The sequence below is a fragment of the Proteus sp. MB838 genome, from assembly GCF_054767435.1.
Genome location: NZ_BAABMO010000014.1, coordinates 21,385 through 48,061 on the forward strand (window position 1 = coordinate 21,385; position 26,677 = coordinate 48,061).

Below are 26,677 nucleotides of genomic sequence, written 5' to 3' on the forward strand. Positions count from 1 at the left end.
ACAATTGATGCTAGGAATATGAATATAACCGTGGAATGATAATGTCAGAACAACAAACAGATACCGCAAAATCGGGTGCGGTACGCACTTTGCGTCGAGAATTAAAGGCGCGACATTTAGCGATGATCGCTATTGGTGGTTCAATTGGTACAGGGCTTTTTGTCGCATCAGGTGCAACTGTTGCTCAAGCAGGGCCTGGGGGCGCATTACTCTCTTACGCATTAATAGGACTTATGGTCTATTTCCTTATGACCAGCCTTGGAGAGTTAGCGGCATTTATGCCTGTTTCCGGATCTTTTTCAACCTATGGCTCTAAATATGTTGATGAAGGATTTGGTTTCGCACTAGGCTGGAACTACTGGTACAACTGGGCTGTGACGATTGCAGTTGACTTAGTCGCCGCGCAGCTCGTGATGCTGTATTGGTTCCCTGATGTGGATGGTTGGATTTGGAGTGCGTTATTTTTAGCCGTTATTTTCTTGCTTAACTATATTTCTGTAAAGGGATTTGGTGAAGCTGAATATTGGTTTTCATTAATTAAAGTATCGACCGTGATTATTTTTATTGCGGTGGGTATTGCGATGATCACCGGTATTATGAAAGGCGCTGAAAATGCAGGTTGGCACAACTGGGAAATCGGCGATGCGCCTTTTGCTGGTGGTTTTGCCGCCATGATAGGGGTAGCGATGATTGTTGGGTTCTCTTTCCAAGGAACTGAACTTATCGGTATCGCAGCGGGGGAGTCGAAAGATCCTGCGAAAAATATTCCTAAAGCAGTACGTAAAGTTTTTTGGCGTATTTTACTGTTTTATATCCTAGCTATCTTAATTATCAGTTTAATCATTCCTTATACCGATCCTAACTTGCTACGTAATGATGTGGGTGACATCAGTGTGAGTCCGTTTACACTGGTATTTAAAAATGCAGGGTTACTTTCAGCTGCCGCTATCATGAACGCAGTTATTTTAACGGCGGTTCTTTCGGCAGGGAACTCCGGTATGTATGCATCTACGCGTATGTTATTTACCTTAGCAAGAGAAGGTAAAGCGCCGAAATTTTTTGGTAAATTATCCAAAAACGGTGTTCCACGTAATGCACTTTATGCAACAACAGTGGTTGCGGGTTTATGCTTTTTAAGCTCAATGTATGGTAACCAAACGGTTTATTTATGGTTATTAAATACATCAGGTATGACAGGATTTATTGCTTGGTTAGGTATTGCAATCAGTCATTACCGTTTTCGTCGAGGTTATGTAGCACAAGGTCGTGATCTGAATGAATTGCCGTATCGTTCAGGCTTCTTCCCTGTAGGACCTATTTTTGCCTTTATTCTCTGTTTAATTATTACATTAGGTCAAAACTATCAGGCATTTTTAGAAGATACTATTGACTGGTATGGTGTTGTGGCAACCTATATTGGGATCCCATTATTCCTGCTGATTTGGTTTACCTATAAAATAGTGAAGAAAACACGTTTTATTCGCTACAGTGAAATGCAGTTTCCTGAGCATATTGAAAACAAAAAATAGTTAGTTTTATCACTAAATAGAGAGCTGGCTAATTTGTGAACTTTATCACAATTTAGCCGGCTCTTTTTCTATTCTATGACTAATAATTACACAAATAAGAGAAAATTATAATTTATATTCGCAATCGCATTGATAAGTATTCTTATTTGCTTTATTGTTAGCAAACAATTTATTGCATAATAATGTGACGACAGTGTTATTGGTTATAGAAAATAGATCTGATGTATGTAAAGCGTCATCATCCACTCTCTAGAGCGATTTTTAGCTCATCTAATAACGCATCGTTGTATAAGAAGTCATATATTGAATATCGCGTATTATATCAATTAAGCGAATTTTCTTCTTATTTGACACATTATTCTCAATTAATCAATTTTAATGCAAAAAAGTGATGAATAAATTATCAGGTTAAACTTTGGCATATTTATCTGTTAATAAAACAGCTGGATAGAAAATCAATAGCAACATGCAAATAGATGTAGGTATATATTTGTTTGATTAATCTACAGACAAGCCTGATAAATATATTGTCACTATTAATAGGATTTTATTAACACATTGTTTTAAAAGAAAATTTATATGTCAAATTATTTGAGTGATAAAAATCTTATAGAAGCATAAAACAATAACTGCAGAAGTATAGGAATTTAGTCAATAGGGATATAAAAATAATATCAAAATAACTAAGGGTAATTAAATTAATTACCTTCATTGTTGAGCAACTGTCGATCTGTCCATCTATATAAAACTTAAAGAATATATATTCTTGGAGAATCGGGAATGGTAGTGTTAAAGAAAAATAAAATTGCGCTTGGCGTTGTTGCTGCTCTTGCATCAAGTTTTGTGATGACAGCTTCCGCAGAAGATCCTGAAAGGTTACTGGTGACAACCGCTTCGGGGTTTAAACAGACTGTTGAAGATGCTCCAGCTTCTGTTTCAGTTGTAACTCGTGAACAATTAGGAACAAAATCATATCGTGATGTAACTGATGCGCTAAAAGATGTTCCGGGGGTGCTAGTGACGGGGGGCGGTAGCAGCTCTGATATTAGTATTCGTGGTATGGATCCTAAGTATACCATGATCTTAGTCGATGGTAAGCGTGTTGCATCTCGTGAAACGCGTCCTAATAGTGATAACTCAGGTATTGAACAAGGCTGGTTACCTCCTTTACCCGCGATTGAGCGTATTGAGGTAGTAAGAGGCCCAATGTCTTCTTTATATGGCTCTGATGCCATGGGAGGCGTTATCAATATTATTACGCGTAAAGCGCAAAAAGAATGGAACTTTAGTTTACGTGGTGACACAACGTTGACTGAGCGTAAAAATGAAGGAAATACAGGACAAGGTAGTTTCTATGCTGCAGGTCCATTGATTGATAATGTGTTAGGTCTAAAGCTGCAAGGGCAATATTCTCACCGCGGTGAAGATAGACGTGTTGATGGCTATAATCGTCAGATCACGGCAAGTGGTGGCGGTACATTAAGCTGGACACCAGATGAGAAAAATACCGTTGAATTTGAATTTAAAAAAGATAATCAACATCGTGATTCACGTGTTGGCTATTCAAAATCAGCTGAACTTGTTAAAGGGAAAAAACCACAAAGTAGCTTTACTGATTATGAGTTAACGCATTATGCCTTAACCCATGATGGTATTTATGATTTTGGTACTATGAATACCTATGTTCAGCGCGATGAAAGCCGCAATCCATCACGTAAAATGGATTATGATGATACAACTGTTCGTAACCAAACCGTCTTTATGTTTGGTGATCATATGTTAAGTGTCGGCGGTCAATATCGCTATGAAGAGCTGAAAGATGAAGGCAATAAGCTTAAAGGTAATAATAAGCTAGATCGCTATAGTTGGGCGCTGTTTGCTGAAGATGAGTGGACATTGACAAACGACTTCGCTTTAACCGCCGGTTTACGGATGGATAAAGATGAAAACTTTGGTACTCACTGGACACCGCGAGTTTATGGTGTTTGGCATTTAGCTGATGAATGGACATTAAAAGGTGGGGTATCTACTGGATATCGTTCACCGGATTTACGTCAAGCGACAGCTACTTGGGGACAAGGGACTGGCGGTGGTCGTTATGATGCAGTTATTTACGGTAATCCTGACTTAAAACCAGAAAAATCGGTGACAGAGGAAATTGGTATTATTTGGGATAATCGTGATAACTTAACGGCAAGTTTGACGATTTATAATACTGATTTTAAAGATAAAATAACAGAAGTTCGTCGTTGCGATAGTCGTTCAGACAAAGCACCGGGTATGCGCGATTGTACATTAGCTGATGGTGTTGGTAATAGTGGCGACCCTTATGATTTTGTAAGTGATAGAACTAATGTTGATAAAGCCAATATGCGCGGTGTTGAAGTTACTGCTAACTGGATTATTTCCCCTGAATGGAATTTAGCAGCAAACTACACGTTCACAGATACGGAACAAAAGAGTGGTGATTTCAAAGGTAAGCCTCTGAATAAGCAACCGCGCCATATGGCAAACGCGACCTTAAATTGGGAAACCACCCCTGAAATGGAAACTTGGGCACGCATTAATTTCCGTGGTAAGACATCAGAATATTTATCACGTACTTCAATGTCTAAGAGCACACCTTCATACGCCTTTGTTGATGTAGGTACTAGCTATAGTCTAACGAAGCAACTAAATCTGATCGGTGGCGTCTATAATGTTTTTGATCGTCGCATCGAAAGAGATAATTACGGTTCAACCTTAGAAGGCCGTCGTTATAACATCGGATTAAACTACAACTTCTAGTTTTATCCCTCAGTGTGTGTCAATCAAGCTCCACATTATGTGGAGCTTTTTTTGTTATTTAATTAAAGCCAATACTGGCAAAATGCATAATAGGCATTTATATTTAGTTTAATGAATCACCTAAAAATAAGGTTCATTTGTTTTAACCACTGACTATCTTTACTGAATACTTAATCTTTTTTTCTTATTACTGAAAATCATTTTTGATTACTCTATATGGCTTGTTGAAAAATAATGGTATTTCAGTTGGCTGTATCTTTTTTAGTCTTTATAGCGTGAAATAAGCAATTAATTTACATTAGATTTATTTATGCATTATTAATACTTTATTTTGGTTGGTATTGTTGTATATAACATGCAGAATTAATTAACTTTTTGATTGTTAATGTATTAATGATTTTTGTTGTTTAATACCAAACGACAATAGGCTATATCTCAAAGTTAGGCTTTGTGATAAAAACGCAAATATTGTCAATGAAATGTGACAGTAAAGGCTAACTTAGTTTGCTATTTAAAAAGATCGTAAAAAAAGGTGGTTTTTTGATGAAAATCTATTGCTATTTAAGTCTGAGACGTGCAAAATGCGCCCACTAAAAATATGACTGATGCGTTTTAACTGCATCGGTTTTTTTTGCTTTTTACTTATTACTACACCAAGAGGTCAGACTTATTTTAGTCTGAATAGATAACATAATTTGATTAGCAGCCAGCCCCTTAGAGAAAGGGTTGTCGTGATAGAGGAATGCTAATATGGTACAATTATTCTCTTTCGCAGTCGGGCCTAACGGCACCTGCGGTAATGATGACTACGGAGCACGGCGTCTCCTAAACTCACTCCTGTCCTCAAAAACTTCTTTCTATTCTGTTTATAGACAGATGCGAAGTCTTCCCAGTAACTGTCGGTTGAGTTTATCAAGTACTCAGTTCGAAGTTATGGGAGGGTTCGCTCATGTCAGATAATGTCATCTCCTCTATCGGCACCAATCAAACTGGTGTTAATAACCGTGTTCAATTACGCAAAACATTGACGCTAATGCAAGTCGTCATGATGGGGTTGGCATTTTTACAACCTATGACGATTTTTGATACTTTCGGTATTGTATCAGGCATAACCAATGGTCATGTGGCAACATCATATGCTATTGCGTTAACCGCTATTTTATTTACCGCAGTGAGCTATGGGAAATTAGTCAAGCGTTTCCCTTCAGCAGGCTCTGCTTATACTTATGCACAAAAATCCATGAGTCCACATGTTGGTTTTATGGTTGGGTGGTCTTCATTATTAGACTACTTATTTATGCCAATGATAAATATCTTATTGGCTAAAATTTATTTACAAGCCATATTCCCAGGCGTTGATCCGTGGATCTTTGTTGTTGCGTTAGTCGCGTTAATGACATTTTTTAATCTACGCGGAATTAACGTTGTGGCTAACTTAAATACCGTTATTGTTGTTATTCAAGTAGCTGTAATGGTGGTATTTGTTGGTTTATTAATTCATGGCGTATATAACGGCGAAGGTACAGGGGAGTTATGGACTTTCCGCCCATTTGCGTCAGTAGATGCTGAATTAATCCCAATGATAACCGGCGCGACAATTTTGTGCTTCTCGTTCTTAGGGTTTGATGGCATTAGTACCTTATCTGAAGAAACACCCAATGCCGGTAATGTGATACCAAAAGCGATTTTCTTAACTGCGTTAATCGGTGGTTTAATTTTTATCGCTGTTTCTTATTTTTTACAATTATATTTCCCAGATATTTCACGTTTTAAAAATCCAGAAGAGTCACAACCTGAGATTATGCTGTATGTAGCAGGAGCCTTGTTCCAGTCTATTATCTTAGTGTTTTCTTGTGTGACGGTATTAGCATCGGGTATGGCGGCTCACGCAGGTGTTGCGCGTCTGCTGTATGTGATGGGACGTGATGGTGTATTCCCTGAAAAAGCGTTTGGTTGTGTTCATCCCAAATGGCGTACACCGGCATTTAACGTACTATTAGTTGGCTTTTTAGCGCTAGGGGCGATCTTTTTTGATTTAGTCACTGCTACAGCGTTAATTAACTTTGGTGCGTTAGTGGCATTTACCTTTGTCAATTTATCTGTTATTTCGCAGTTCTACATTCGTGAGCGTCGTAATAAAGGGTTAATGGATCATATTAACTATCTTATATTACCGATTATTGGTGCCGCGACAATGGGGGTACTGTGGGTAAACCTTGAACCAGGCTCTATGGAATTAGGACTGATTTGGGGGGCAATTGGTATACTTTATATGGTGTGGATCACTCGTCGATTCCGTCGACCTATGCCTCAAATGCCAGAGAAATAACATTGTATTTAGTGTGTTGATTGTTTAAAAATGGCCTCATCAGTGAGGCCATTTTTTGTTTATGTTAGAACGCGATAGAGAGTTTCATATCAATACCATTATCGTGCTGATTTCTTGCCACTAGTCCGCTGTATCCAATTGAGACTTTTGATGTCTCATTGATTTGGATAGTTGTTCCAGCTTTTACCACCAGTGCATCTCGAGCAGTATCAACACTATTTGCTATAAATGTAGGCTGGGTTTGTGTGAAACGTAAATGGATCCCTCGTTCTACATCGTTATATTGGTGTCGCCAGCCTAGCTCACCATAGAGAGAAACCGTTGATTTACTGTTAAATTTCCATTGGTTATTTAAACGTAGCCCTGTAGTGGAGGTGGTTGACTCTAGAGTTTGCGAATGGGCTTGTAAGGCTGCTCGTCCACCTTGCTCGTTAATGGTAGCATTTTTCGTTTTGGCATATTCAAAATTAACAAAAGGCTCTAATTGTGTATCTGAGAGGGTGATGGGATAAGCTGCTTCAATAAAAATTTGGCTAGTGTTCCCATTGTAATTCGCCTTATTTTTATCTGACTGTACACCATAGTTGACCGATTTTGTTGTATGGATACGATGAAAGGTATTAGATGCACCAGCACGTAACGCGATTGTGTCAAAATCATAGCCACCATAGAGTGATAAGTGGTAATTTTCGCTATTTGCGTGACTGTTATCACCAGATAGTGAGGTTTTGGTGACCCCTGTTGCAATACCAAGCAGCATTTTATCGTGACTAACCCGCTGATCTGCACCTAATAGTACGCCATAGGTGGAAGCATCATAGCTATTTGCATTGCCATCATTGGAAGTCTTTTCCCAATTAGAGAGAATTTTAGCCCAAACATGACCTTTGTTATCTGCACTTTCTTTCTCTCTATTAATTATTTCTGCATTTTTAATCTGAGAGAGGAGTGTTTCTTTTATTTGCCGGCTATTGTTGAGTTGGTTAGATAAGATATCCGCATGAATTTGACCTGTTAATTGATTATAGGCAGAGCGGGCATCATTCCCTGTATCCATTCTTATAATGCTTTCATAAATAGGATGTCCCAAGGGTAATGCGTCTATCGCATTGGCGATTGATAGTTGGTTTTTTGTTTTAGCCACACTTGAAAAGGCGGTGTTATTTCTTCCGACATTTAGTATTACTGAATTTTTATCGTAGGACAGTGTGGTACCTAAAAAAAGATAGTTTGGATTTACATCAGTAAATTGACCATTAACGCCGTGATCTGCCGTTAAAATGGTATATTTTGTGTTATATAAACTTTGAACATCATCTTTTGTTAGCAGATTTTGGCTATTTTCAAGCGATACATTAACCATTCCACCATTCAGTGTCGCGGTACCCAAACTGATTATTTTATCGCTATCACCTTGTGAATTTATTTCAACATGGTAGTTGCCACCAGAATTAAAAATAACAGTATCATCGATATTAATTGTACCTATTGAATGACCCGGTGATACGATGCCTCCTGAATAAACGGCCAGCTTATTAATTTTTCCTTTACCAGAAAGTATCCCTTTGTTATTGATATTGACTTGAGAATCAACGCTCCCACCATTTAATAGCAATGCTCCTTTGTTGACATCTAGTAAAGTGTTTAGTGTTCCTTCAAGAAGCAATGTACCACCATTAATGGAAGAATTTTTTGCATAGTGGTTTTCACTAGTGAGCAGTAAATGACCCTGATTAACTTCAACGCCAGCAAAATGGTTATTGCCTGATAAGATCAAGGTGCCATTACCTTGTTTGATTAATTTGCCAGGCCCACTAATATCATTTTTCCATTCATCAAGTTGACCAAATTCAGCAAAGTCAAATTCATTAGTTATTTGATTAACAATAAAATGATTGTAGAAATAAGTAGGGCCATTATAGGCTTTCGGGAGATTAATTAATCCCCAATTGGCGTTTGGATCATCTTTGTTTGCAGCCCAGCCAGCCAATGAATTACTCGGGTAGGCGGTACTCGCTAAGATAGATTGTCGTTGCTCTTTGGTTAAATAGGCAAAGCGTAAACGCAGTAAAGCGTTGGCAGATGTTGGTATTTCATTAGGGGTAATGCGTGGTGCAGGCTCTGGATCTTTGGTTGCGTAATAACCTGTTTCATCGTTAGTGATTGTTGTCGAGGTCGTTAAGCAATGTTGATTTTTGCATTGGCTAGCAACATTTTGGCGGACTTCTTTGGCAAGCTCTACAAAAGTGCGGGTGGTGTCATCATCTGCAAGTATTTGTGACAGCAGGTAATAATTGCCTATTCTGGATGCAATGGTATCTGTTGCGAAGTGTGCCCCGACAATAACTCGACTTTCACCATATTCTATTGCTCTGGCAAACATTTCACTGCCCTTTTCAGGGAATAAGATGGATAACACTGCAGCTTGTTTGTATCCGTTCCACGTATGACCACTGGGATAAGATGAGCCTGTTATAGTGGTGTAGTTATCAAGATAATGACCTTCTTTATCAAGTACTTGATAAGGTCGGCCACGTAAAAAAAGTTCTTTTAAGATAAAATCTATCGAGCGTACTCTTTTTTTGTTTGTATCATAAGCATAGGTGCCTGTGCTATGTAATTTATTGAGATCTTGATAAGCTTGAATATCGCTAAAGTTGATCGATTTAGCCTTATCACCAAATAAAATATTAGCATAGGTATTCAACACATAAGTATGAGACTGTGATTTATCCGCTTCGGCAAGTTCTCTACGTTTGCCGGTAATGGCTTGATAATTATTACTGATTATTCTATCTAATTCGGCGGTTCTCGATCCTTTTTGAGGGCTAGTTGTGATAACACCATTTTTGATCTCATCTAACCAATAATTACGTTGGTCGATAATTCGTTGTTTGGTTTGTGAAATATTGGTTTCAGACCATGTTGAATGGGAAAAAAGTAAAAAAAAGCAGCTTAACGAGGTAGGTATTACGATATTTTTCATAAAATAAGCCATAATCTCTAAAAAATTGAGAGCTAATTTATATTAGCTATATTTAATTTTTATGACAGGCATTATTATATTAGAGATATTTTCTAAATTGTTTTGCAGTAATTTATTCAGCGTTTTTTTTATTATTTTTACTAACATTATATGATAGTTTGAATATAGTGTGATCAATGTAGTAAAAAATATCGGCATATTCTCTATATTAAAAATAAAAATTAGAGTATGCCGATGATTTAAATTATACCTTATTTATTAAGCAAATTAGCTAAGCTTTATCTATTTTGTACTGTTAAATGCTTAATTAGTTATTCTACTTATTCATTTTAGAATGAATATAATGAACTTTTTGATTCTTTTAATTTTTGCGCTAATTCAGAGGCCTCATATCGCTCTGTGACTATCTCAATATAAGATGCGCTATTTGTTAGTGCGGCTTTATTTAACGCATTATCTAGTCCACTTGCTGTAGTTACTTTTTCACTATACCAATCTGTTGCACCAAAGGCTTGCGGTAACTGATGATAGTTCCACTGAGCTAAATCATTATAATAAGCTTCGGGGTAATCACATAATAATCTCTCTATTAAATAACCATCGTTATTTAATACTAGAATAATAGGTTTTAAACCGAAACGAACAAATTGACTAATTTCTTGTACTGTTAACTGATGAGAGCCTTCGCCGGTAATTAAAATAATACGTTTTTCTGGTGCCGCTAATGCAGCGCCTAATGCAGCCGGTGTTGCCCAACCAATAGAGCCCCATAGTGTTTGGTTATGAAATTGTGCACCTTCAGGTAATAAAGCGAAGCCTAATCCCATGGATGAGGTTCCTGTTTCTGCAATAATAATATCATTAGGCTTAAAGAATTTTTCTAAACGAGGATAGAGATATTGTGCTGTAATTTTATCATTATCAGATGCAACCGCTTCACCTAATCCTTTCGCTGTTATTTTATGATAAGTTTTATTTGGTAGTCGTTGGGTTAATTCAGAAAGAATATCTGTCATATAAACGCAGGAGTAGATCACAGAATCAATTTCAACATAGTCTGGCATGATACTGATAAATTGTTCTGATTTCATATTAGCAGTGAAACTGCCTGTATTAAAGTCAGTCAGTAATGTACCGATCCCTAATATATATTCACTACTTTCAACAAATTCTCTGACCTCTGGTGTCATTAATTGTCCGTCATACATACCAACATATTGAGCGTTAGATTCACTTAATATGCTTTTATCCATAAACATAGTGGCATAAGGTAAACCTGTTTTATCAATAAAATGCTGGATTTTATCTGTTAACCCTAAACGTGCAGATAAAAAGCCTGGTAATACACAGACATTATTGCTGTGGGTGAGTTTCTCAATGATTGCTGATACTGCTTTTTCTAATGTTGCTTTATCACTTGTTGGCTTTTGTGGTGCGGTAACAGATAACGGCGCTACTACTTGGCTATTAGCATAATCTGAAGGTATACTAATATAAACAGGACGACGCTCTTTTAATGCCACATCTATTACGCGCTCCATTTCTTCCACACAATTTTCGGGTGTTAAAATAGTATGAGCGCAAGCAAGGCGCTGAGCAATCTGATAAAAAACATCAAAATCACCATTACCTAAAGTATGATGCACAAGGCGTTTACTTTTTTGTACGCCACTTGCTGGCATGCCAACTAAATGGAAAATCGGTAAATTTTCAGCATAGGCACCGGCAATAGCGTTAATCGCACTTAATTCACCTACGCCAAAGGTAGTGGATAATGCTGCCATACCTTTAATTCGGGCATAGCCATCTGCAGCATATGCCGCATTTAATTCATTACAGTTACCAATCCAACGTTGTTGTTGGTTGTTGCAAACAGTGTCTTCAATAGGGAAGGCGTAATCACCAGCAACACCAAAAATATCTTTGATACCTAAATCATATAATCGGTCTAAAACGTACTTAATAACTGTGTTTGTCATATAATCTCCAGAAAATCTGAAATAATAATCTACTAAATGATAGTAAAGTTCTTACATTATGCTTAATGTTCTATCGCTAATTTTGTTTTTAAGGAAATGGTTTATTATTATTGGGGGTATAACCAAAAGTAATAAGGTAAAAATTATTTATGGATATTCGTGTTTTACGCTATTTTATTGAAGTTGTTCAATTAAATGGATTTAGCCGAGCCGCTGATGCTTTATTTATTACACAACCAGCCATTAGTAGTAGCATTAAAAAATTAGAGGATGAATTAGGCACTGTTTTATTAATAAGAGAAGTGGATGGGGTAAAATTAACTGATGACGGTGCTATTTTATATGAGCATGCAAAGCAGATCCTCGCTCAATTTAATAGTATGAATAAAGCATTAAATGATAAAGATGAACCTTTAACAGGCGCCTTAAATGTCGGATTACCTCCTGTTATAGCCTCAACCTATTTTGCTGATATTATCATGGCGTTTAGCTCTCGCCATCCCAATGTTGAACTTAAAATTTTTGAGCTGGGCACCAAACAGATGGAAGATGCGATGTTAGAAGGCACGGTAGAAACTGCGGCAGTGATGTTACCTTTTAATGATAAAGATTTTGAATTAACCATTTTTTCAGAAGATCACTTGATGTTATTAGTAGCACAATCCCATCCTTTGGCTAAAGATAAGAAGGTTAATTTTAAACAGCTTATTACAGAGCGGTTTATCTTTTTTTCAGAAGATTTTCGTATTAATGATTTGGTACGTAGTGCTTGTGGGATTTATAACACTGAACCACAAATTGTGGGGAGAAGTAATCATTTAGATTTAATTATTGCAATGGTTAAAGTCGGTGTCGGGATCACACTGTTGCCTAATAGCATGTGTAATAAATATCCTATCGATGATTTAGTGGTTATTCCCATTACTTCCCCTAGGTTATCTTATCAATTAGCTTTAGCCACCAATCAAAATAGTTACCAAAGCCGTAGTTGCCAAGCATGGAATAAATTAGCAATAGAGAAATTAATGAAAGAGAATATTTAATCATGGAATGATAAATACGCTTTGTAAAAAGTGTTTTATTAATGGTAGCTATAATTATTTTATCAAACTAGCGGCTAATTTATTGTGATTAACTTGCCCACAATGGTATAAAAGTGGTTATATTGATAATACATTTCTTTTTATCTCATTATTTTTAAATAAAAATTAAACAGTGATAAATAGAAAAATCAGACAAGACAGGAATAGGATAGGGACAATGAATGAGAGTAGCAGCTCCACAAACCAGCATTTTATTCGTAAGTTAGAAGGTATTGTCGGTAAAAAACATGTATTAACCCAAGAGCATAAAACAGAGCGATATCGTAAAGGGTTTCGTTCCGGACAGGGAAAAGCGCTGGTAGTGGTATTCCCCGGCTCTTTATTAGAACAGTGGCGTATTTTTAAAACCTGTGTTGAAGCCGATAAAATTATTATTATGCAAGCGGCAAATACCGGGTTAACAGAAGGTTCAACCCCCAGTGGTGATGACTATGATCGTGATATTGTTATCATCAGTACCTTGCGCCAAGATAAAATACAAGTTCTTTCTGAATATAACCAAGTTATTGCCTTTCCTGGCAGTACATTATGGCACTTAGAAAAAGTATTAAAGCCATTAGGAAGAGAGCCACATTCAGTGATAGGCTCTTCTTGTATTGGTGCTTCGGTAATTGGAGGCATTTGTAATAACTCAGGGGGTGCATTAGTGCGCCGCGGTCCTGCTTATACTGAGTTATCTCTTTATGCCCGTGTTAATGAACAAGGTGAAGCAGAGCTTATCAACCATTTGGGAATTGATTTAGGTGACACTCCGGAAGAGATATTAACCAATCTGGATAATCGACATTATCATGCGAAACAAATTCATGCGACGGATAAACTGGCATCTGATCATGAATATAGTGAGCGAGTACGTGATATTGATGCAGATACACCATCTCGATTTAATAATGACGAAAGACGTCTCTTTGAAGCGGCGGGAAGCGCCGGTAAGCTCTCTGTTTTTGCCGTGAGATTAGATACTTTCCCAGCAGATCATCGCACACAAGTTTTCTATATTGGGACCAATGATCCTGATGAGTTAGAAGATATCCGTCGCCATATTCTCAGTCAATTTAAGGTATTACCCGTTGCGGGTGAGTATATGCATCGAAGTTACTACAAGATGGCAGAAGTTTATGGCAAAGATACCTTTTTAATTATTGATAAGTTAGGTACAGATAAGATGCCAGCATTATTTGCTATTAAAGGGCGTGTTGATGCTGTTCTTAATAAAGTGCCATTTTTGCCTAAGAATCTAACTGATAGAACAATGCAATTGATGAGTAAGTTATGGCCTGCTCATTTACCTGCTCGTATGACAGAATATCGCGATAAATATGAGCACCATTTAATGCTAAGAATGGCGGATAGTGGTATAGAAGAAGCCTCAACTTATTTAAAAGAATATTTTAAACATGCCACGGGGGATTATTTCGAATGTACAGAAGAAGAAGGTAATAAAGCCTTTTTACATCGTTTTGCCGCCGCGGGTGCCGCGGTGCGTTATCATGCCGTTCATATTAACGATGTGGAAGATGTGCTACCTTTGGATATTGCATTACGTCGTAATGATCGAGATTGGTTTGAAAAACTGCCTCCTGAAATAGAAAACCAATTGCTCTATAAATTGTACTGTGGTCACTTTATGTGTCACGTTATGCATCAAGATTATATTATTAAAAAAGGTGTTGACGCTAAGGCACTTAAAGCACAGATGTTAGCCTTACTAGACAAACGTGGTGCGGAATATCCAGCAGAGCATAATGTAGGGCATCTCTATTATGCAAAACCGCAATTAAAAGCGTTTTATAAACATAACGATCCGACAAATAGCATGAACCCAGGCATTGGTAAAACCTCCAAATTAAAATATTGGGGAGAAGAGTGTGGTTGCGGGCATAATCATAATCAAGCTGAAGTTAATCATATAGAAAACAAAGAATAAGTTTTTTATTCTCTGACAGCTAAATATAATAAAGGCAGGGAAACCTGCCTTTTGCGTAATTTAATTGCTTATCTGATGTTATTAACTCGCAATTTCTTGAGCATATAAATATAGCTCTTGCAGTTGTTTTAGCTTTTCTTCGTTATCGCTATGTTCTTCTGCTAACAGCTGAATGGTATTGATATATTCAGTCAGCTTTTCTGGCGTTAATTGCTCTTTTCTATGCGCTAACCAACGTTGTTGTTCATCATAAGTTAATGTGGCTGGGAAGTTTCTCGCACGGTAACGGAAAAACAGTGGCTCCATACGTGGATCTTCAAAAGTTAAATTAAGTGCTGGTAAGTTTTGTGGCTGTGTTGAGCGAATAATTTCCATCGCGCTACGATCATTATCGCTAAAAAAGCCATTGTATAATTGAGCATCAACATCATCTGCAGGGGTAAATGGTGTTTGCTGAGCAAAAATCTCGACGACTTTATTGCGGATCTCAGGATTAGACAGCAATATTGCTTGGTTATTTAAACAATTATCAATATCTAATCCAATTCTATCGGCATCTTGAGATCTGAGGGTATTTTTAGGTGCAACGATAGGGCATTTATTAATATGCAGTAATTTTATCGGAACAGGTGGCTCATCGGCAGATAACTCACTGCGAGGAGTATATAAGCGCTCACGCAATTGCTCTGAAGTGAGGGTTAATAAAGGGGAAATATCCGCAGCTAAATCACAAACAATTACCGCATTACGATTATCTGGATGCCAAGCTAAAGGAGCTACAAGGCTTAAATTAGAACGCGCTGCACCAAACATACCAGAGACATGCACAAGCGGCGTCATGGTTGGGATATCTATCAGTGCTTGTACTTTACGTTTATCACGTAAATTAAAGAAATAATCAAACATACGAGGTTGCGCTTGTTTGAGTTTTTTTGCCATCGCAATAGTTGCATAAACGTCTGACATGGCATCATGCGCATTTTCGTGGGAGATCCCATTTGCTTTAGTTAATAGCTCAAGGCGAAAACTCGGAAAACCATCATCATTCTCAGGCCAATTAATTCCCTCAGGACGCAATGCATAACATGCACGTAAAACATCAAGTAAATCCCAACGTGAATTTCCTTTTTGCCAACTATAGGCATAGGGATCATAAAAATTACGATATAAGATATTTCTGGTGACTTCATCATCAAAGCGTAAATTGTTATAACCCATAATACAACTATTAGGCTGGCTAAAAGCTTGATGAATTTGGCGAGTAAATTCAGCTTCTGATACACCATGCTTTAGTGCTATTTGTGGTGTGATCCCCGTTATCATGACGGCTTCTGGCTGAGGTAAGTAATCATCATTCGGTTTGCAATAAATGACCAGAGGATCTTCAATGATATTAAAATCCATATCTGTTCTGACACCGGCAAATTGCGCAGGGCGATCCATCGCAGGATGCGTACCAAAGGTCTCGTAGTCATGGATATAGAAAGTGGGGGTATTAGCTGAATTTGACAAGGTTTCCTACCGTAATTTATCTGCTTAATTAATTGATTTTTAAATGAGTTTTAAAGCATTAAACCTTGCACTATTGAGTTGCATCGGGTTTAAACAATGGATATAACGACAAAGTTTGATTGATGATAGTGTCACAAATATCAAATTGTTAACAATGCTTAACTGCGATAAAAGGTATGGTAAACCATATTGACTAAAACGTGAAATATCTAATGAATAAGAAATAAAAGGAGCATAGCGTTGAGTATAGGGAGAACCTCGTTTAATGGGGATATACAAATAGCGATCTATCGCACATAACTTATATGTTAACGTTAACTTTAGTGCGTTAAATCACATAATGGTAAATATTTTCTACGTTATAAATAGAGTTAACGTTAACATTCTGGTCGCAAAATGACTTTATAAGGCGCTTAACAATGAATAAAGATGCTAAAAAATACTATGTGATCTTAAGTGCGTTGCTATTTTTCTTCTTTTTTACATGGTCTTCATCGTTTTCATTAATCTCTATTTGGTTACATCAATATGTTGGACTTAAAGCAACAGATACTGGTTTGATATTCTCGGCTATATCATTGATTGCTTTATGTGCCCAGCCACTCTATGGCTTTATTCAAGATAAACTGGGTTTACGCAAAAATTTACTGCTGGTTATCGCGGTATTGCTTATTTTATCGGGGCCTTTTTTTCTTAGCTTTGCGGCAATATTACGCTGGAATATTTTTATTGGCTCTATTCTCGGAGGGCTCTATGTAGGAATGACTTTTAATGCCGGGATCGGCGTTTTAGAATCTTATACTGAGCGTGTTAGCCGTATTCGTGGTTTTGAGTATGGCAGGGCGAGGATGTGGGGCTCTTTGGGATGGGCATCGGCAACCTTTATTGCTGGGCATAATATCAATATCGATCCTAACTATAACTTTTTTATGGCATCGATAGCGGGGGTGATCTTCTTAATTCTGTTGGCGTTACTAAAAACAGATAAACCAGATGCTTTTAATCAATTAGAGCATGGTAAACCTTCTGCACTCACCATCAAAGATGCATTAAACTTACTGTCATTACCGCGCTTTTGGGCATTAATATTATTTGTGGTCGGAACCTGTATTTATAGCGTCTACGATCAACAGTTCCCGGTTTTCTTCTCTTCACAATTTGCATCATTACAGCAAGGTAATGAGATGTACGGGTATCTTAATTCCTTACAGGTTTTCTTAGAAGCGGGAGGAATGTTTGTTGCGCCTTTCTTAGTGAACAAAATAGGGGCGAAAAACGGTTTATTATTGGCGAGTAGTGTGATGGCTGCGCGTATTATTGGTTCTGGATTAGTTGAAGGGCCGATAATGATCTCTTGTATGAAGTTATTACATGCCGTTGAGCTTCCTATCCTGTTAATTTCTATTTTTAAATATAACAGCCAACATTTTGATAAGCGTTTATCTTCTACATTGTATTTAGTCGGTTTCCAATGTGTCAGTTCCATTGTGGCAACATTGTTATCCCCATTAGCGGGTTATGGCTATGATCATTACGGTTTTGCCCCTACGTATATGGTGATGGGATGTATGGTAGTCGGTACTACGTTACTTTCTGCTGTGTTGTTACGTGCTGACTCGAAAGCATTACCACAACATGATATGACTGATCTCGATAGTAACAATAAAGCTCAACCGATTTAAGCGGGTAGGCATTAGCTATTACAGCGCTGCTAGATAATTTTTATGGCTACCATTCGTGAGTGGTAGCTTTTTTTATCGATTTTATTTAGGTTTACGAATATCGGCTGATTGACTATATTGAATAGAGCGTATCATTCTAATCTACTGTTTATTAAGCCAAATCAATTAAATTTATAAACTTTACTTGTTTATTGACACGATTAAGCGATAATCTTAAACAGTACTATTTTTCTTAAATATCAATTGTAAAGGTGTAGGAAATGGATAACGCAAGCAAGCCGTCTTTCCAAAACGTACTGGAGTTTGTGCGTATGTATCGTCGTAAAAACAAAATCCGTCGTGAGATCACTGACAATGAGAAAAAGATCCGTGATAACCAAAAACGTGTTCTTTTATTAGACAACTTAAGTGAATACATTAAGCCTGGTATGTCAATTGAAGATGTACTCGGTATTATCGCTAATATGCGTAGTGACTATGAAGATCGTGTAGATGATTACATCATAAAAAATGCAGATCTCTCTAAAGAGCGTCGTGAATTGTCAAAACAATTAAAAGCGATGGGTGAAATTAAAAATATTCCTAATATTAAAAATTAATTATATTAGCTGGCAAATTCAAAGGCCTCTGAATGGTTGTTCAGAGGCCTTTTTTTTCGTTTTTTCATCATAGTTATGGTCACACAAGCCATAAAACAAAAGAGCCTGCTAATTAACAGGCTCTTGGATTAACAACGGATATTTTATCGCGTTATATTATTGCTTCTTTTCTCTTATGACTCACTATGCGTTGACGCTTTAGTCATTTCAGATGAAGCATGATTAGTTGAACAATGACCACCCGCACCGCTACGGCCTTGCTTATCAAAGGCTGGACGTGCATCCCATGCTTTGATTTCAATTGCTACAGGCACATCTGTAGATGCCGGAGCTTTCGTCATTGGCGAGCTAGCATGTAACTGGCGTACTGCTGGCTCTTGACGAATAACGGTCACTTTAGCTGGCTGCTTAACTTCAACCGATACGACTTCGGTTTCCGTTTTAGTTTCAGTAACAGGCTCGGTCACTTCAGGCTGTGTTTCTACAGGTGTAGATTGAGAAGCAGTTTGCTCTACATGTTGCTCTGCCGCACATTCAGTCGATGCTTGGGTTGTTGCTGGCATCTCAGGTACAGGCGCTTGCGTTGTCATGTCACTATGGGTGTCTTCACTAGCGGTTTCATGATCAGCATTAGCTATGACTTTATTATGAGTGGTTTCTGTTTTCTCTTCGGCAACATCTGCTTGCTCAGTCACTTCATGTAGATAAGCTTCCGTTGTATTTAATACCGCAGAGATATTCTCTTTACGAGTAACATGCTCTTGGGTATTAACGTCAGCAATAACGTTGTTAACAGCGTTTTCTTCTACATGATCGGCAGTTGACTCATTAATATCAGCAGTCGTTTCTTGCGGTGCAATTGCGACAATTTCAGCTACAGCTTCAGTGGTTGATTCAGTACTAACTGTGACCGAATAAGTCGCTTCAGTTGCTTCAGTATTTGCTGTTTGAGCCTGAGCAACATCTGCAGCAATGGTTTCTGATACTTCTGGTGCAATAGCAACCATTTGTGGATCTTTATGTGTAATGAAGTTTTTAGCAACTGTATTGTCAGTGCTATTTTCAACATTATTCTCAACAAATGGTGCATCACTAATTGGTGTGACAGGGTAATGAATACATACTTTACCTGACGCAAGCTCTGGAGAAGCTACGGCCATCGTTAGCGGCATAGGGGAGACTAATGTACGTTCATCACGATAACGGCGACGACGTTGCCCACTAACACGTAAATGACGAGGTGAACGGCGAGAGCGACGTGGCATCACATTTTCTTGTTGGCCCGCATTCTCTTCTTTTTTCACTTCTTCTTGTGCTTTTACAGTATCAGTTAACGCATTAGCAGAAACTTGTTCTTGCTCATCTTTAACCGTCGCTACTGGTTTCGCAACTTGCTGTTTTTCTGATGATGGTAATTGACTAACCACTGTCGCTGGTGGCTCAGAAACCGGTGAGTCGCTCACAGCAACATCAATAGCAGGTGTTGCGACAGCATCAGTAACACGAACAGATTGCGTTAATTGACGGCGAGCACGACGAGGCATAACAGGGCGACGAGGTTCTTCTTTCTTCTCAGCCTGTTTTGCTACATTGTCATTTTCCGCTGTATTTTGTGCGGCTTTCGCAGCTTCTTGTTGTTGCTGACGTTTTTCTTCCTGACGACGACGTTGTTCTGCACGTTGTTCACGGCGTTGTTGACGACGGGCTTCACGTTCAGCGATTTCTTGCTCATTACTGACTTCAGTATTGGCATTTTGCGCTTTCTGATTACGGTTCTTACGATTTTCTTCGCTCGTTACGTTATCGCGATTGCGCTCGTGGTCACGATTGCGATCATTATCGCGTTCACGGCGGTTATTATTGCGACGATTGTTATTATTTCGGCGCTCACGACGGTTTTCATTATTCTCTTTTTTGCTTTCTTGCGGTTTTTCTTCAACTACAGGCTCTGGCTGACTCGCAAATAAGTTAGAGAAGAATTTTGCAATAGCACTAAAGAATCCACCATTCTCTGTTGTTTCGCTTTTCTTCACCTGTTTAGCTGGAGTTGGTGCAGATTTTTTCTTATTGGTGGTGTCAGCGCTATTATCTTGTAATGCAAAAGCGGATATCGCCGGTTGCTCTGGCGCTTTACGCTCAGGTACGGCTTCATCTTCTGCTTCATTTAACTGAGTTTCGTGATATTGCGCTAAATTATAGCTTAATGAAGAGATCTCTTCGCCCTTGCGCACACGAATAACTGAGAAATGCGGTGTTTGCATTTGATCATTAGGAACAATCACTACTTTGACATTGGCTTGGCGCAACTCAATATCGGTGACTGCCTTACGTTTTTCATTGAGCAAGTAAGAGGCAATTTGTACGGGCACAATAGCGTGTACTTCATGAGTATTTTCTTTTAATGCTTCTTCTTCGATAAGACGCAATACAGAAAGAGAAAGTGACTCATTATCACGGATAGTCCCTGTGCCTAAACAACGCGGACAAACATGATGGCTTGATTCACCTAATGAAGGACTTAAACGCTGACGTGACATCTCTAATAAGCCGAAACGCGAAATGCGACCTATTTGAATACGTGCGCGATCTTGGCGCACAGCCTCACGCATTCTATTTTCTACTTCACGCTGATGACGAACAGGGGTCATATCGATAAAGTCGATAACAATCAAACCACCAAGGTCACGTAGACGGAGTTGGCGCGCAATTTCATCAGCAGCTTCTAAGTTAGTGTTAAAGGCTGTCTCTTCAATATCGCCACCTCGTGTTGAACGAGATGAGTTAATATCGATAGCGGTTAATGCTTCTGTTGTATCAATAACCAGAGCGCCACCCGAAGGTAAACGGACTTCACGTTGGAAGGCTGATTCAATTTGAGATTCAATTTGGTAGTGACTAAATAGTGGTACAGCCCCTGTGTAGTGGCGAATTTTGCTAGCAAAATCACCACGACCAATGGCTTCAATATGGCTACGAGCCATTTCAACTACTTTAGCGTTATCAATTAAGATCTCACCAATATCTGGTCGTAAATAATCACGGAAAGCACGTACAATCACGTTACTTTCTTGGTGGATCAGAAAAGGAGCAGGGCGACTTTCCGCTGCTTTTTTGATAGCATCCCAATGTCTTAAACGGTAGCTTAAATCTTGTTGTAATGCTTCTGCGGATTTACCCACACCTGCAGTACGAACAATCAACCCCATTCCATCAGGAATATCAAGGCTAGATAATGCTTCCTTTAATTCAGTGCGATCTTCCCCTTCAATACGACGAGAAATACCGCCAGCACGAGGGTTATTTGGCATTAATACCAAATAGCTACCTGCAAGGCTAATAAAGGTGGTTAAAGCAGCACCTTTATTTCCGCGCTCTTCTTTATCTACCTGTACAATTACCTCTTGACCTTCTTTTAAAACATCTTTGATGTTAGGACGACCATGTGAGTGATAATTACTAGGAAAATATTCGCGGGCAATTTCTTTGATAGGAAGGAAACCGTGGCGTTCCGCACCATAATCAACAAAAGCGGCTTCTAGACTGGGTTCAATTCGGGTGATTTTACCTTTATAGATATTGGCTTTTTTTTGCTCATGTCCGGGGCTTTCGATATCCAGATCATACAAACGTTGCCCATCAACAAGGGCAACACGCAACTCTTCCTGTTGAGTCGCGTTAATTAACATTCTTTTCATATTGTGACTTACTCGTTATTTTCACGTTTTATAATGTGCCACTGACATACGTAATTACACTATTGATAACCGATGACCTCGTGTCTTTTACAAAGGCGTCAACCTCACGGTTGTCGATTGTATAGAGGTGCAATTTGTCGGTGAGTCTGATTTTCAGTTCTAAAATTCAGCACTCTTTAATTGAGACGTAATGTGCCAACTCAATAAGTGATGTATTTATGGCATACTAAATTGTTTGATATTCGACTATGTCTTACGCCATTGCTGCATTTGAATATCAAACAAACAAAATTTCATAAATATACCTGATAAACTTAATCAGGAGAGTCTGCATTATTCCATTGGTGTTGGGGTTATAGCAAGATGACTTTTCCGCTTTGGTGACTTTTTCTGTATAAATATGAGAGATTAGTTAATGTTTCGTCTTTTTCCCATTAATCAGGTTAAAATAGGCACCCAATTTGATGTTATTTTGTGCACCAATAATTTGTTTGTCATTTTTTATTTTAAGAGAGCTAAAAAATCGCCACTATGAAATCATTTAATCAAGTTCAGTTCGTCACCATTGATGGCGATGAAGCAGGCCAGCGTATTGATAATTTTTTACTGGCACGCTTAAAAGGTGTACCGAAAAGTATGATTTACCGAATTATCCGCAAAGGTGAAGTTCGGGTTAATAAAGGGCGCATTAAGCCTGAATATAAATTAGCTGCAGGGGATAGCATTCGTATTCCTCCTGTCCGGGTAGCAGAAAAAGAAGAACATGCGGTATCGCCTAAGTTAGAAAAAGTATCAGCACTTGCTGAGTGTATTTTATATGAAGATGAACATGTGATGCTGATTAATAAGCCATCAGGGACGGCAGTACATGGTGGTAGCGGACTCAGTTTTGGTGTGATTGAAGGTTTAAGGGCATTGCGCCCAGAAGCGAGATTTCTAGAATTAGTGCATCGCCTTGATAGAGATACCTCTGGGGTATTGTTGATTGCTAAAAAGCGCTCAGCCCTGCGTTCACTACACGAACAGCTAAGATTAAAACAGATGCAAAAAGATTATTTAGCCTTAGTACGTGGTCAATGGCAATCTCATACAAAAGTAGTACAAGCCCCTTTATTGAAAAATATCCTACAAAGTGGTGAGCGTGTGGTTAAAGTAAGTAGTGAAGGTAAACCATCAGAAACACGCTTTAAGGTAGAAGAGCGCTTTGAATTTGCGACCTTAGTTAAAGCAAGTCCTGTCACGGGACGAACTCATCAAATTCGTGTCCATACATTACATGCCGGCCATCCTATTGCTTTTGATGATCGCTATGGTGATCGTGATTTTGATACACAATTAGCTTCAACCAAGCTTAATCGTCTCTTTTTACATGCGAGTTCATTAACCTTTATTCATCCCTCAACAGGGGAAAAAATGCGTATTGAAGCGCCGATGGATAAAACGTTACGTTACTGTTTACAAGTATTACGCAATCAAAAATCTTAATACTACTGTTTTCAAACTAGCAAAGTGGGAGAAAATTTTTTCCCACTTTGTTTGCAAATGATTTACCGTTGTCGTCCTAGAAAATAGGATCAGTATCCAGCCAAGGTTATTTGGTGATGGTTGATATACATTGCTCAACAATTTTATCGATATTCCACTCTTTCGGTAGCGATTTAGAGCCGTCTTTTCTCATTTCCATATCAACACGAATAAATTCGGTCATACCATAATCTTTGATGATGTTATCGTAAGTACAGCTACAAACTTCGGTAATTTGTGGTATTAGTGCATCATCAGTCACACCAGAACCGAGTATGCAACTACTAATAAAGTTCTTTTTAAATGAAGATGCACTTTCATCTTCTTTTTTGGGATCAGTATTTTGGGCAACATTACTACTGTTGTCTGCTTTTACGGCTGAATTGTCAGGTGCTTTCTCATCAGAGCAACCTACTACCGATGCCGTAAGGATTAAAGCTGCCAAAATTGATGCTAATTTATTCATAATACGCTTTATCGCTAAATAAGATTAAAATAAGACAATCACGACTATTCCTGATTATCTGTGGAAAGTAATGGGTTAATTCTTTGTGAGAGTAACATTTTATTCAATCGGATAAGTGGTAATCCGATTAAAGAATTTGGGTCATCACCGCTTAATTTATCGAACAGAGTAATTCCTAACCCCTCAGATTTGAAACTTCCTGCGCAATAAAACGGCGTTTCTTTATTTAAATAGCCGATAATTTCATCATCGGTTAAATGCCGAAAGTGAACTTGAAATAATTCACAATGACTTTCATAGGCTAATGTTGAGCTATTATATAAAGTTAATCCAGTATAAAATGATACACATTGACCGGATGCTTGTTTTAATTGTGCAAAAGCGTTTTCAAAATTAAAAGGCTTACCCGTAATTTTTTTATTGAGTACACAAACCTGATCTGAACCAATAATTAAGTGATTTGGGTATTGTACCTCTAAAGCACGCGCTTTTTCATAGGATAAACGAGTGACTAACGCTTGTGCACACTCTGTGGGCAAAGGGGTTTCGTCAATGTTTGGGGAGGCCTGTATAAAGGGCATTCCAAGCTTTTTCAGAAGCTGAGCTCGGAAGGGTGAATTCGACGCAAGAACCAGTGGCAACATATTTTTTATAAAATCCGTAGCAAAATGATGCCCGACATTCTAAACTATGCGCCGCTGATAAAGCGAATTTTGGTGGAAAGGTGTAGATAACCCGCCTTTTTCTTTGACTATATTCCATTACAAAGATAATATGCGCGCCTTATGCAAAAGGTAAAATTACCCCTGACCATTGATGCGCTGCGAGCAGCACAGAAGAATTTAGACTATGACGGTCAATATTCCTCTGAGCAAGTTAGCCGCTTAGCTGAATCGGTGGTCAGTGTGGACAGTAATATTGATGTGGCTTTATCATTTGATATTGACCATCAACGTTTGGCAGTCATCAAAGGGCATTCCGATGTGGATGTCACTTTAGAGTGTCAGCGTTGCGGGGGCCATTTTCCCTATCATGTTCACACAACATATTGTTTTAGCCCTGTTGTTAGTGATGAACGGGCTGAAGCATTACCGGAAGAATATGAGCCAATCGACGTAGACGATTTTGGTGAAATAGATTTGCTGGCGATGATTGAAGATGAAATAATCCTCAACTTGCCGGTGGTTCCGGTACATGATTTTGAACACTGTGAAGTGTCCGACGCGGAACAAGTGTTCGGTGAACTCCCTGAAGAATTATCAGAGAAGCCGAATCCATTTGCCGTATTAGCCAGTTTAAAGAAAAGTACTAAGGAGTAAGGTCAATGGCCGTACAACAAAACAAACCAACTCGTTCTAAACGTGGTATGCGTCGTTCTCATGACGCACTGACAGCAACTCATGTTTCTGTTGACAAAACTTCTGGTGAAACTCACCTGCGTCACCATGTAACTGCTGACGGTTACTACCGTGGCCGCAAGGTTATCAACAAGTAATTAGCTTTATAGCTCGTTGATACTTTGACAAATCTAACCATAGCGTTAGATGCGATGGGCGGGGACTTCGGTCCTCGTATCACAGTGCCTGCATGTTTGCGGGCGCTGGCATCTAATCCTCATTTAAAAATATTGCTGGTGGGTCAACCAGACTCTATCTCTCCTCTGCTTGCAAATCAAAATGCTGAGCTAATCTCCCGTTTACATGTTATACCGGCTGAACATATTGTCGCCAATGATGCCAAACCTTCACATGCTATTAGAGCAAGTAAAGGTACATCAATGCGCGTGGCACTCGATCTGGTGAAAACAGGGGAAGCACAGGCATGTGTAAGTGCAGGTAACACCGGTGTGTTGATGGGGTTAGCAAAACTTCGGCTCAAAGCGATTGATGGAATAGAACGTCCTGCATTGGTTTCTGTGTTACCTAATCAGAAAAAAAGCAAGACCGTCGTTCTTGATTTAGGCGCGAACGTTAACTGTGATAGCCAAATGTTAGTTCAATTTGCTGTTATGGGTGCCGTGATGGCAGAAGAAATTGCAGGTATACATTCACCTAAAGTGGCACTTTTAAATATTGGTGAAGAAGAGAGTAAGGGATTAGATAATATCCGCGAAGCCGCCACCGTTCTTAAGGCGACACCAAATATAAACTATATTGGTTATGTGGAAGGTAACGAGTTACTGACCGGCAAAACAGATGTGTTGGTGTGTGACGGCTTCGCAGGTAATGTTTCCCTTAAAACAATGGAAGGGGTGATTAGAGTCTTCCTTTCATTGATTAAATCTTCTACTGGTGACAATAAAAAAACGTCGTGGTGGATGAAATTATTGAAGAAATGGTTACAAAAACGCCTAAATAAGCGTTTTGGCCATATGAACCCCGACCAGTATAACGGTGCTTCTCTGTTAGGATTACGCGGTATCGTCATTAAAAGCCATGGTGGCGCAAATGAAAACGCGTTTACAGCAGCAATAGAACAGGCTGTTCAGGCCATTGAGCGACAAATTCCAGAACGAATTGCCTCACGTCTGAATACAGTATTACCCAAGAGTGATTGATA

General features: G+C 38.5%; 18 protein-coding genes. 12 read left to right on the top strand and 6 right to left on the bottom strand.

Annotation, left to right across the window (positions count from 1 at the left end; all coding sequences use genetic code 11):
- Nucleotides 1–41: 41 nt before the first annotated feature.
- From ACYUCW_RS08120 to ACYUCW_RS08135, 4 genes are all read left to right on the top strand, one after another.
- Nucleotides 42–1,529 carry an amino acid permease gene (locus tag ACYUCW_RS08120; RefSeq protein ID WP_004247812.1) on the top strand — a complete coding sequence of 496 codons (1,488 nt, stop codon included), beginning with the start codon at nt 42–44 and terminating at the stop codon, nt 1,527–1,529.
- A gap of 780 nt (nt 1,530–2,309) precedes the next feature.
- Nucleotides 2,310–4,316 carry a ligand-gated channel protein gene (locus ACYUCW_RS08125; protein WP_460408353.1) on the top strand — a complete coding sequence of 669 codons (2,007 nt, stop codon included), beginning with the start codon at nt 2,310–2,312 and terminating at the stop codon, nt 4,314–4,316.
- 750 nt (nt 4,317–5,066) lie between these two features.
- Entirely contained in the window at nt 5,067–5,276 is a 210-nt protein-coding gene (locus ACYUCW_RS08130) for a hypothetical protein (protein ID WP_017628390.1), read from the top strand.
- Nucleotides 5,266–6,645 (top strand): APC family permease, encoded by a 1,380-nt coding sequence (locus ACYUCW_RS08135; RefSeq protein ID WP_460408354.1) that lies wholly within the window; start codon nt 5,266–5,268, stop codon nt 6,643–6,645. Before ACYUCW_RS08130 ends, ACYUCW_RS08135 begins: the two co-directional genes overlap by 11 nt.
- A gap of 64 nt (nt 6,646–6,709) precedes the next feature.
- On the opposite strand, the gene ACYUCW_RS08140 is transcribed toward ACYUCW_RS08135, so the two are convergent.
- Nucleotides 6,710–9,643: an autotransporter domain-containing protein gene (locus ACYUCW_RS08140; protein ID WP_460408355.1), complete on the bottom strand. Its 2,934-nt coding sequence runs from the start codon at nt 9,641–9,643 to the stop codon at nt 6,710–6,712.
- 317 nt (nt 9,644–9,960) lie between these two features.
- The gene (locus ACYUCW_RS08145) at nt 9,961–11,610 is read right to left on the bottom strand and encodes an alpha-keto acid decarboxylase family protein (RefSeq protein WP_460408356.1); all 1,650 of its coding nucleotides are present in this window, start codon (nt 11,608–11,610) and stop codon (nt 9,961–9,963) included.
- A gap of 149 nt (nt 11,611–11,759) precedes the next feature.
- On the opposite strand from ACYUCW_RS08145, the gene ACYUCW_RS08150 reads away from it, so the two are divergent.
- Together ACYUCW_RS08150 and dld are read left to right on the top strand one after the other, a co-directional pair.
- On the top strand, nt 11,760–12,653 hold the full coding sequence (locus tag ACYUCW_RS08150) for a LysR family transcriptional regulator (protein WP_460408357.1): 894 nt from the start codon (nt 11,760–11,762) through the stop codon (nt 12,651–12,653).
- Between the two features lie 217 nt (nt 12,654–12,870).
- Nucleotides 12,871–14,640, top strand: a complete 1,770-nt coding sequence (gene dld, locus ACYUCW_RS08155) for a D-lactate dehydrogenase (protein ID WP_460408359.1) — start codon at nt 12,871–12,873, stop codon at nt 14,638–14,640.
- 81 nt (nt 14,641–14,721) lie between these two features.
- Here dld and sbcB read toward each other — a convergent pair whose 3' ends face one another.
- The gene (sbcB, locus tag ACYUCW_RS08160) at nt 14,722–16,152 is read right to left on the bottom strand and encodes an exodeoxyribonuclease I (RefSeq protein WP_004247817.1); all 1,431 of its coding nucleotides are present in this window, start codon (nt 16,150–16,152) and stop codon (nt 14,722–14,724) included.
- 419 nt (nt 16,153–16,571) lie between these two features.
- Here sbcB and ACYUCW_RS08165 point away from each other — a divergent pair, with 419 nt between their 5' ends.
- Nucleotides 16,572–17,834: an MFS transporter gene (locus tag ACYUCW_RS08165; protein WP_004247818.1), complete on the top strand. Its 1,263-nt coding sequence runs from the start codon at nt 16,572–16,574 to the stop codon at nt 17,832–17,834.
- Between the two features lie 260 nt (nt 17,835–18,094).
- Nucleotides 18,095–18,433: a PTS system regulator TmaR gene (gene tmaR, locus ACYUCW_RS08170; protein ID WP_004247073.1), complete on the top strand. Its 339-nt coding sequence runs from the start codon at nt 18,095–18,097 to the stop codon at nt 18,431–18,433.
- Nucleotides 18,434–18,606: 173 nt separating this feature from the next.
- Here the strand turns inward: tmaR and rne are convergent, their stop codons facing one another.
- Nucleotides 18,607–22,128, bottom strand: coding sequence for a ribonuclease E (gene rne / locus ACYUCW_RS08175; protein ID WP_063215325.1), 3,522 nt, complete (start codon nt 22,126–22,128; stop codon nt 18,607–18,609).
- A 531-nt stretch (nt 22,129–22,659) separates the two neighbouring features.
- On the opposite strand from rne, the gene rluC reads away from it, so the two are divergent.
- Nucleotides 22,660–23,613, top strand: a complete 954-nt coding sequence (gene rluC, locus ACYUCW_RS08180) for a 23S rRNA pseudouridine(955/2504/2580) synthase RluC (protein ID WP_004247076.1) — start codon at nt 22,660–22,662, stop codon at nt 23,611–23,613.
- A gap of 106 nt (nt 23,614–23,719) precedes the next feature.
- On the opposite strand, the gene ACYUCW_RS08185 is transcribed toward rluC, so the two are convergent.
- Nucleotides 23,720–24,118, bottom strand: a complete 399-nt coding sequence (locus ACYUCW_RS08185; RefSeq protein WP_004247077.1) for a hypothetical protein — start codon at nt 24,116–24,118, stop codon at nt 23,720–23,722.
- Nucleotides 24,119–24,162: 44 nt separating this feature from the next.
- Entirely contained in the window at nt 24,163–24,762 is a 600-nt protein-coding gene (locus ACYUCW_RS08190) for a Maf family protein (RefSeq protein WP_460408362.1), read from the bottom strand.
- A 141-nt stretch (nt 24,763–24,903) separates the two neighbouring features.
- Between ACYUCW_RS08190 and yceD the strand changes: the two genes are divergently transcribed.
- Genes yceD through plsX form a run of 3 tightly spaced genes read left to right on the top strand, consistent with a single transcriptional unit; the run spans nt 24,904 to nt 26,675 of the window.
- Nucleotides 24,904–25,437, top strand: coding sequence for a 23S rRNA accumulation protein YceD (gene yceD / locus ACYUCW_RS08195; RefSeq protein ID WP_004247079.1), 534 nt, complete (start codon nt 24,904–24,906; stop codon nt 25,435–25,437).
- Between the two features lie 5 nt (nt 25,438–25,442).
- A complete protein-coding gene (rpmF, locus tag ACYUCW_RS08200; protein ID WP_004247080.1) occupies nt 25,443–25,613 on the top strand; it encodes a 50S ribosomal protein L32 in 171 nt (56 codons plus the stop codon).
- A 24-nt stretch (nt 25,614–25,637) separates the two neighbouring features.
- A complete protein-coding gene (gene plsX / locus ACYUCW_RS08205; RefSeq protein ID WP_012367762.1) occupies nt 25,638–26,675 on the top strand; it encodes a phosphate acyltransferase PlsX in 1,038 nt (345 codons plus the stop codon).
- Nucleotides 26,676–26,677: the final 2 nt, after the last annotated feature.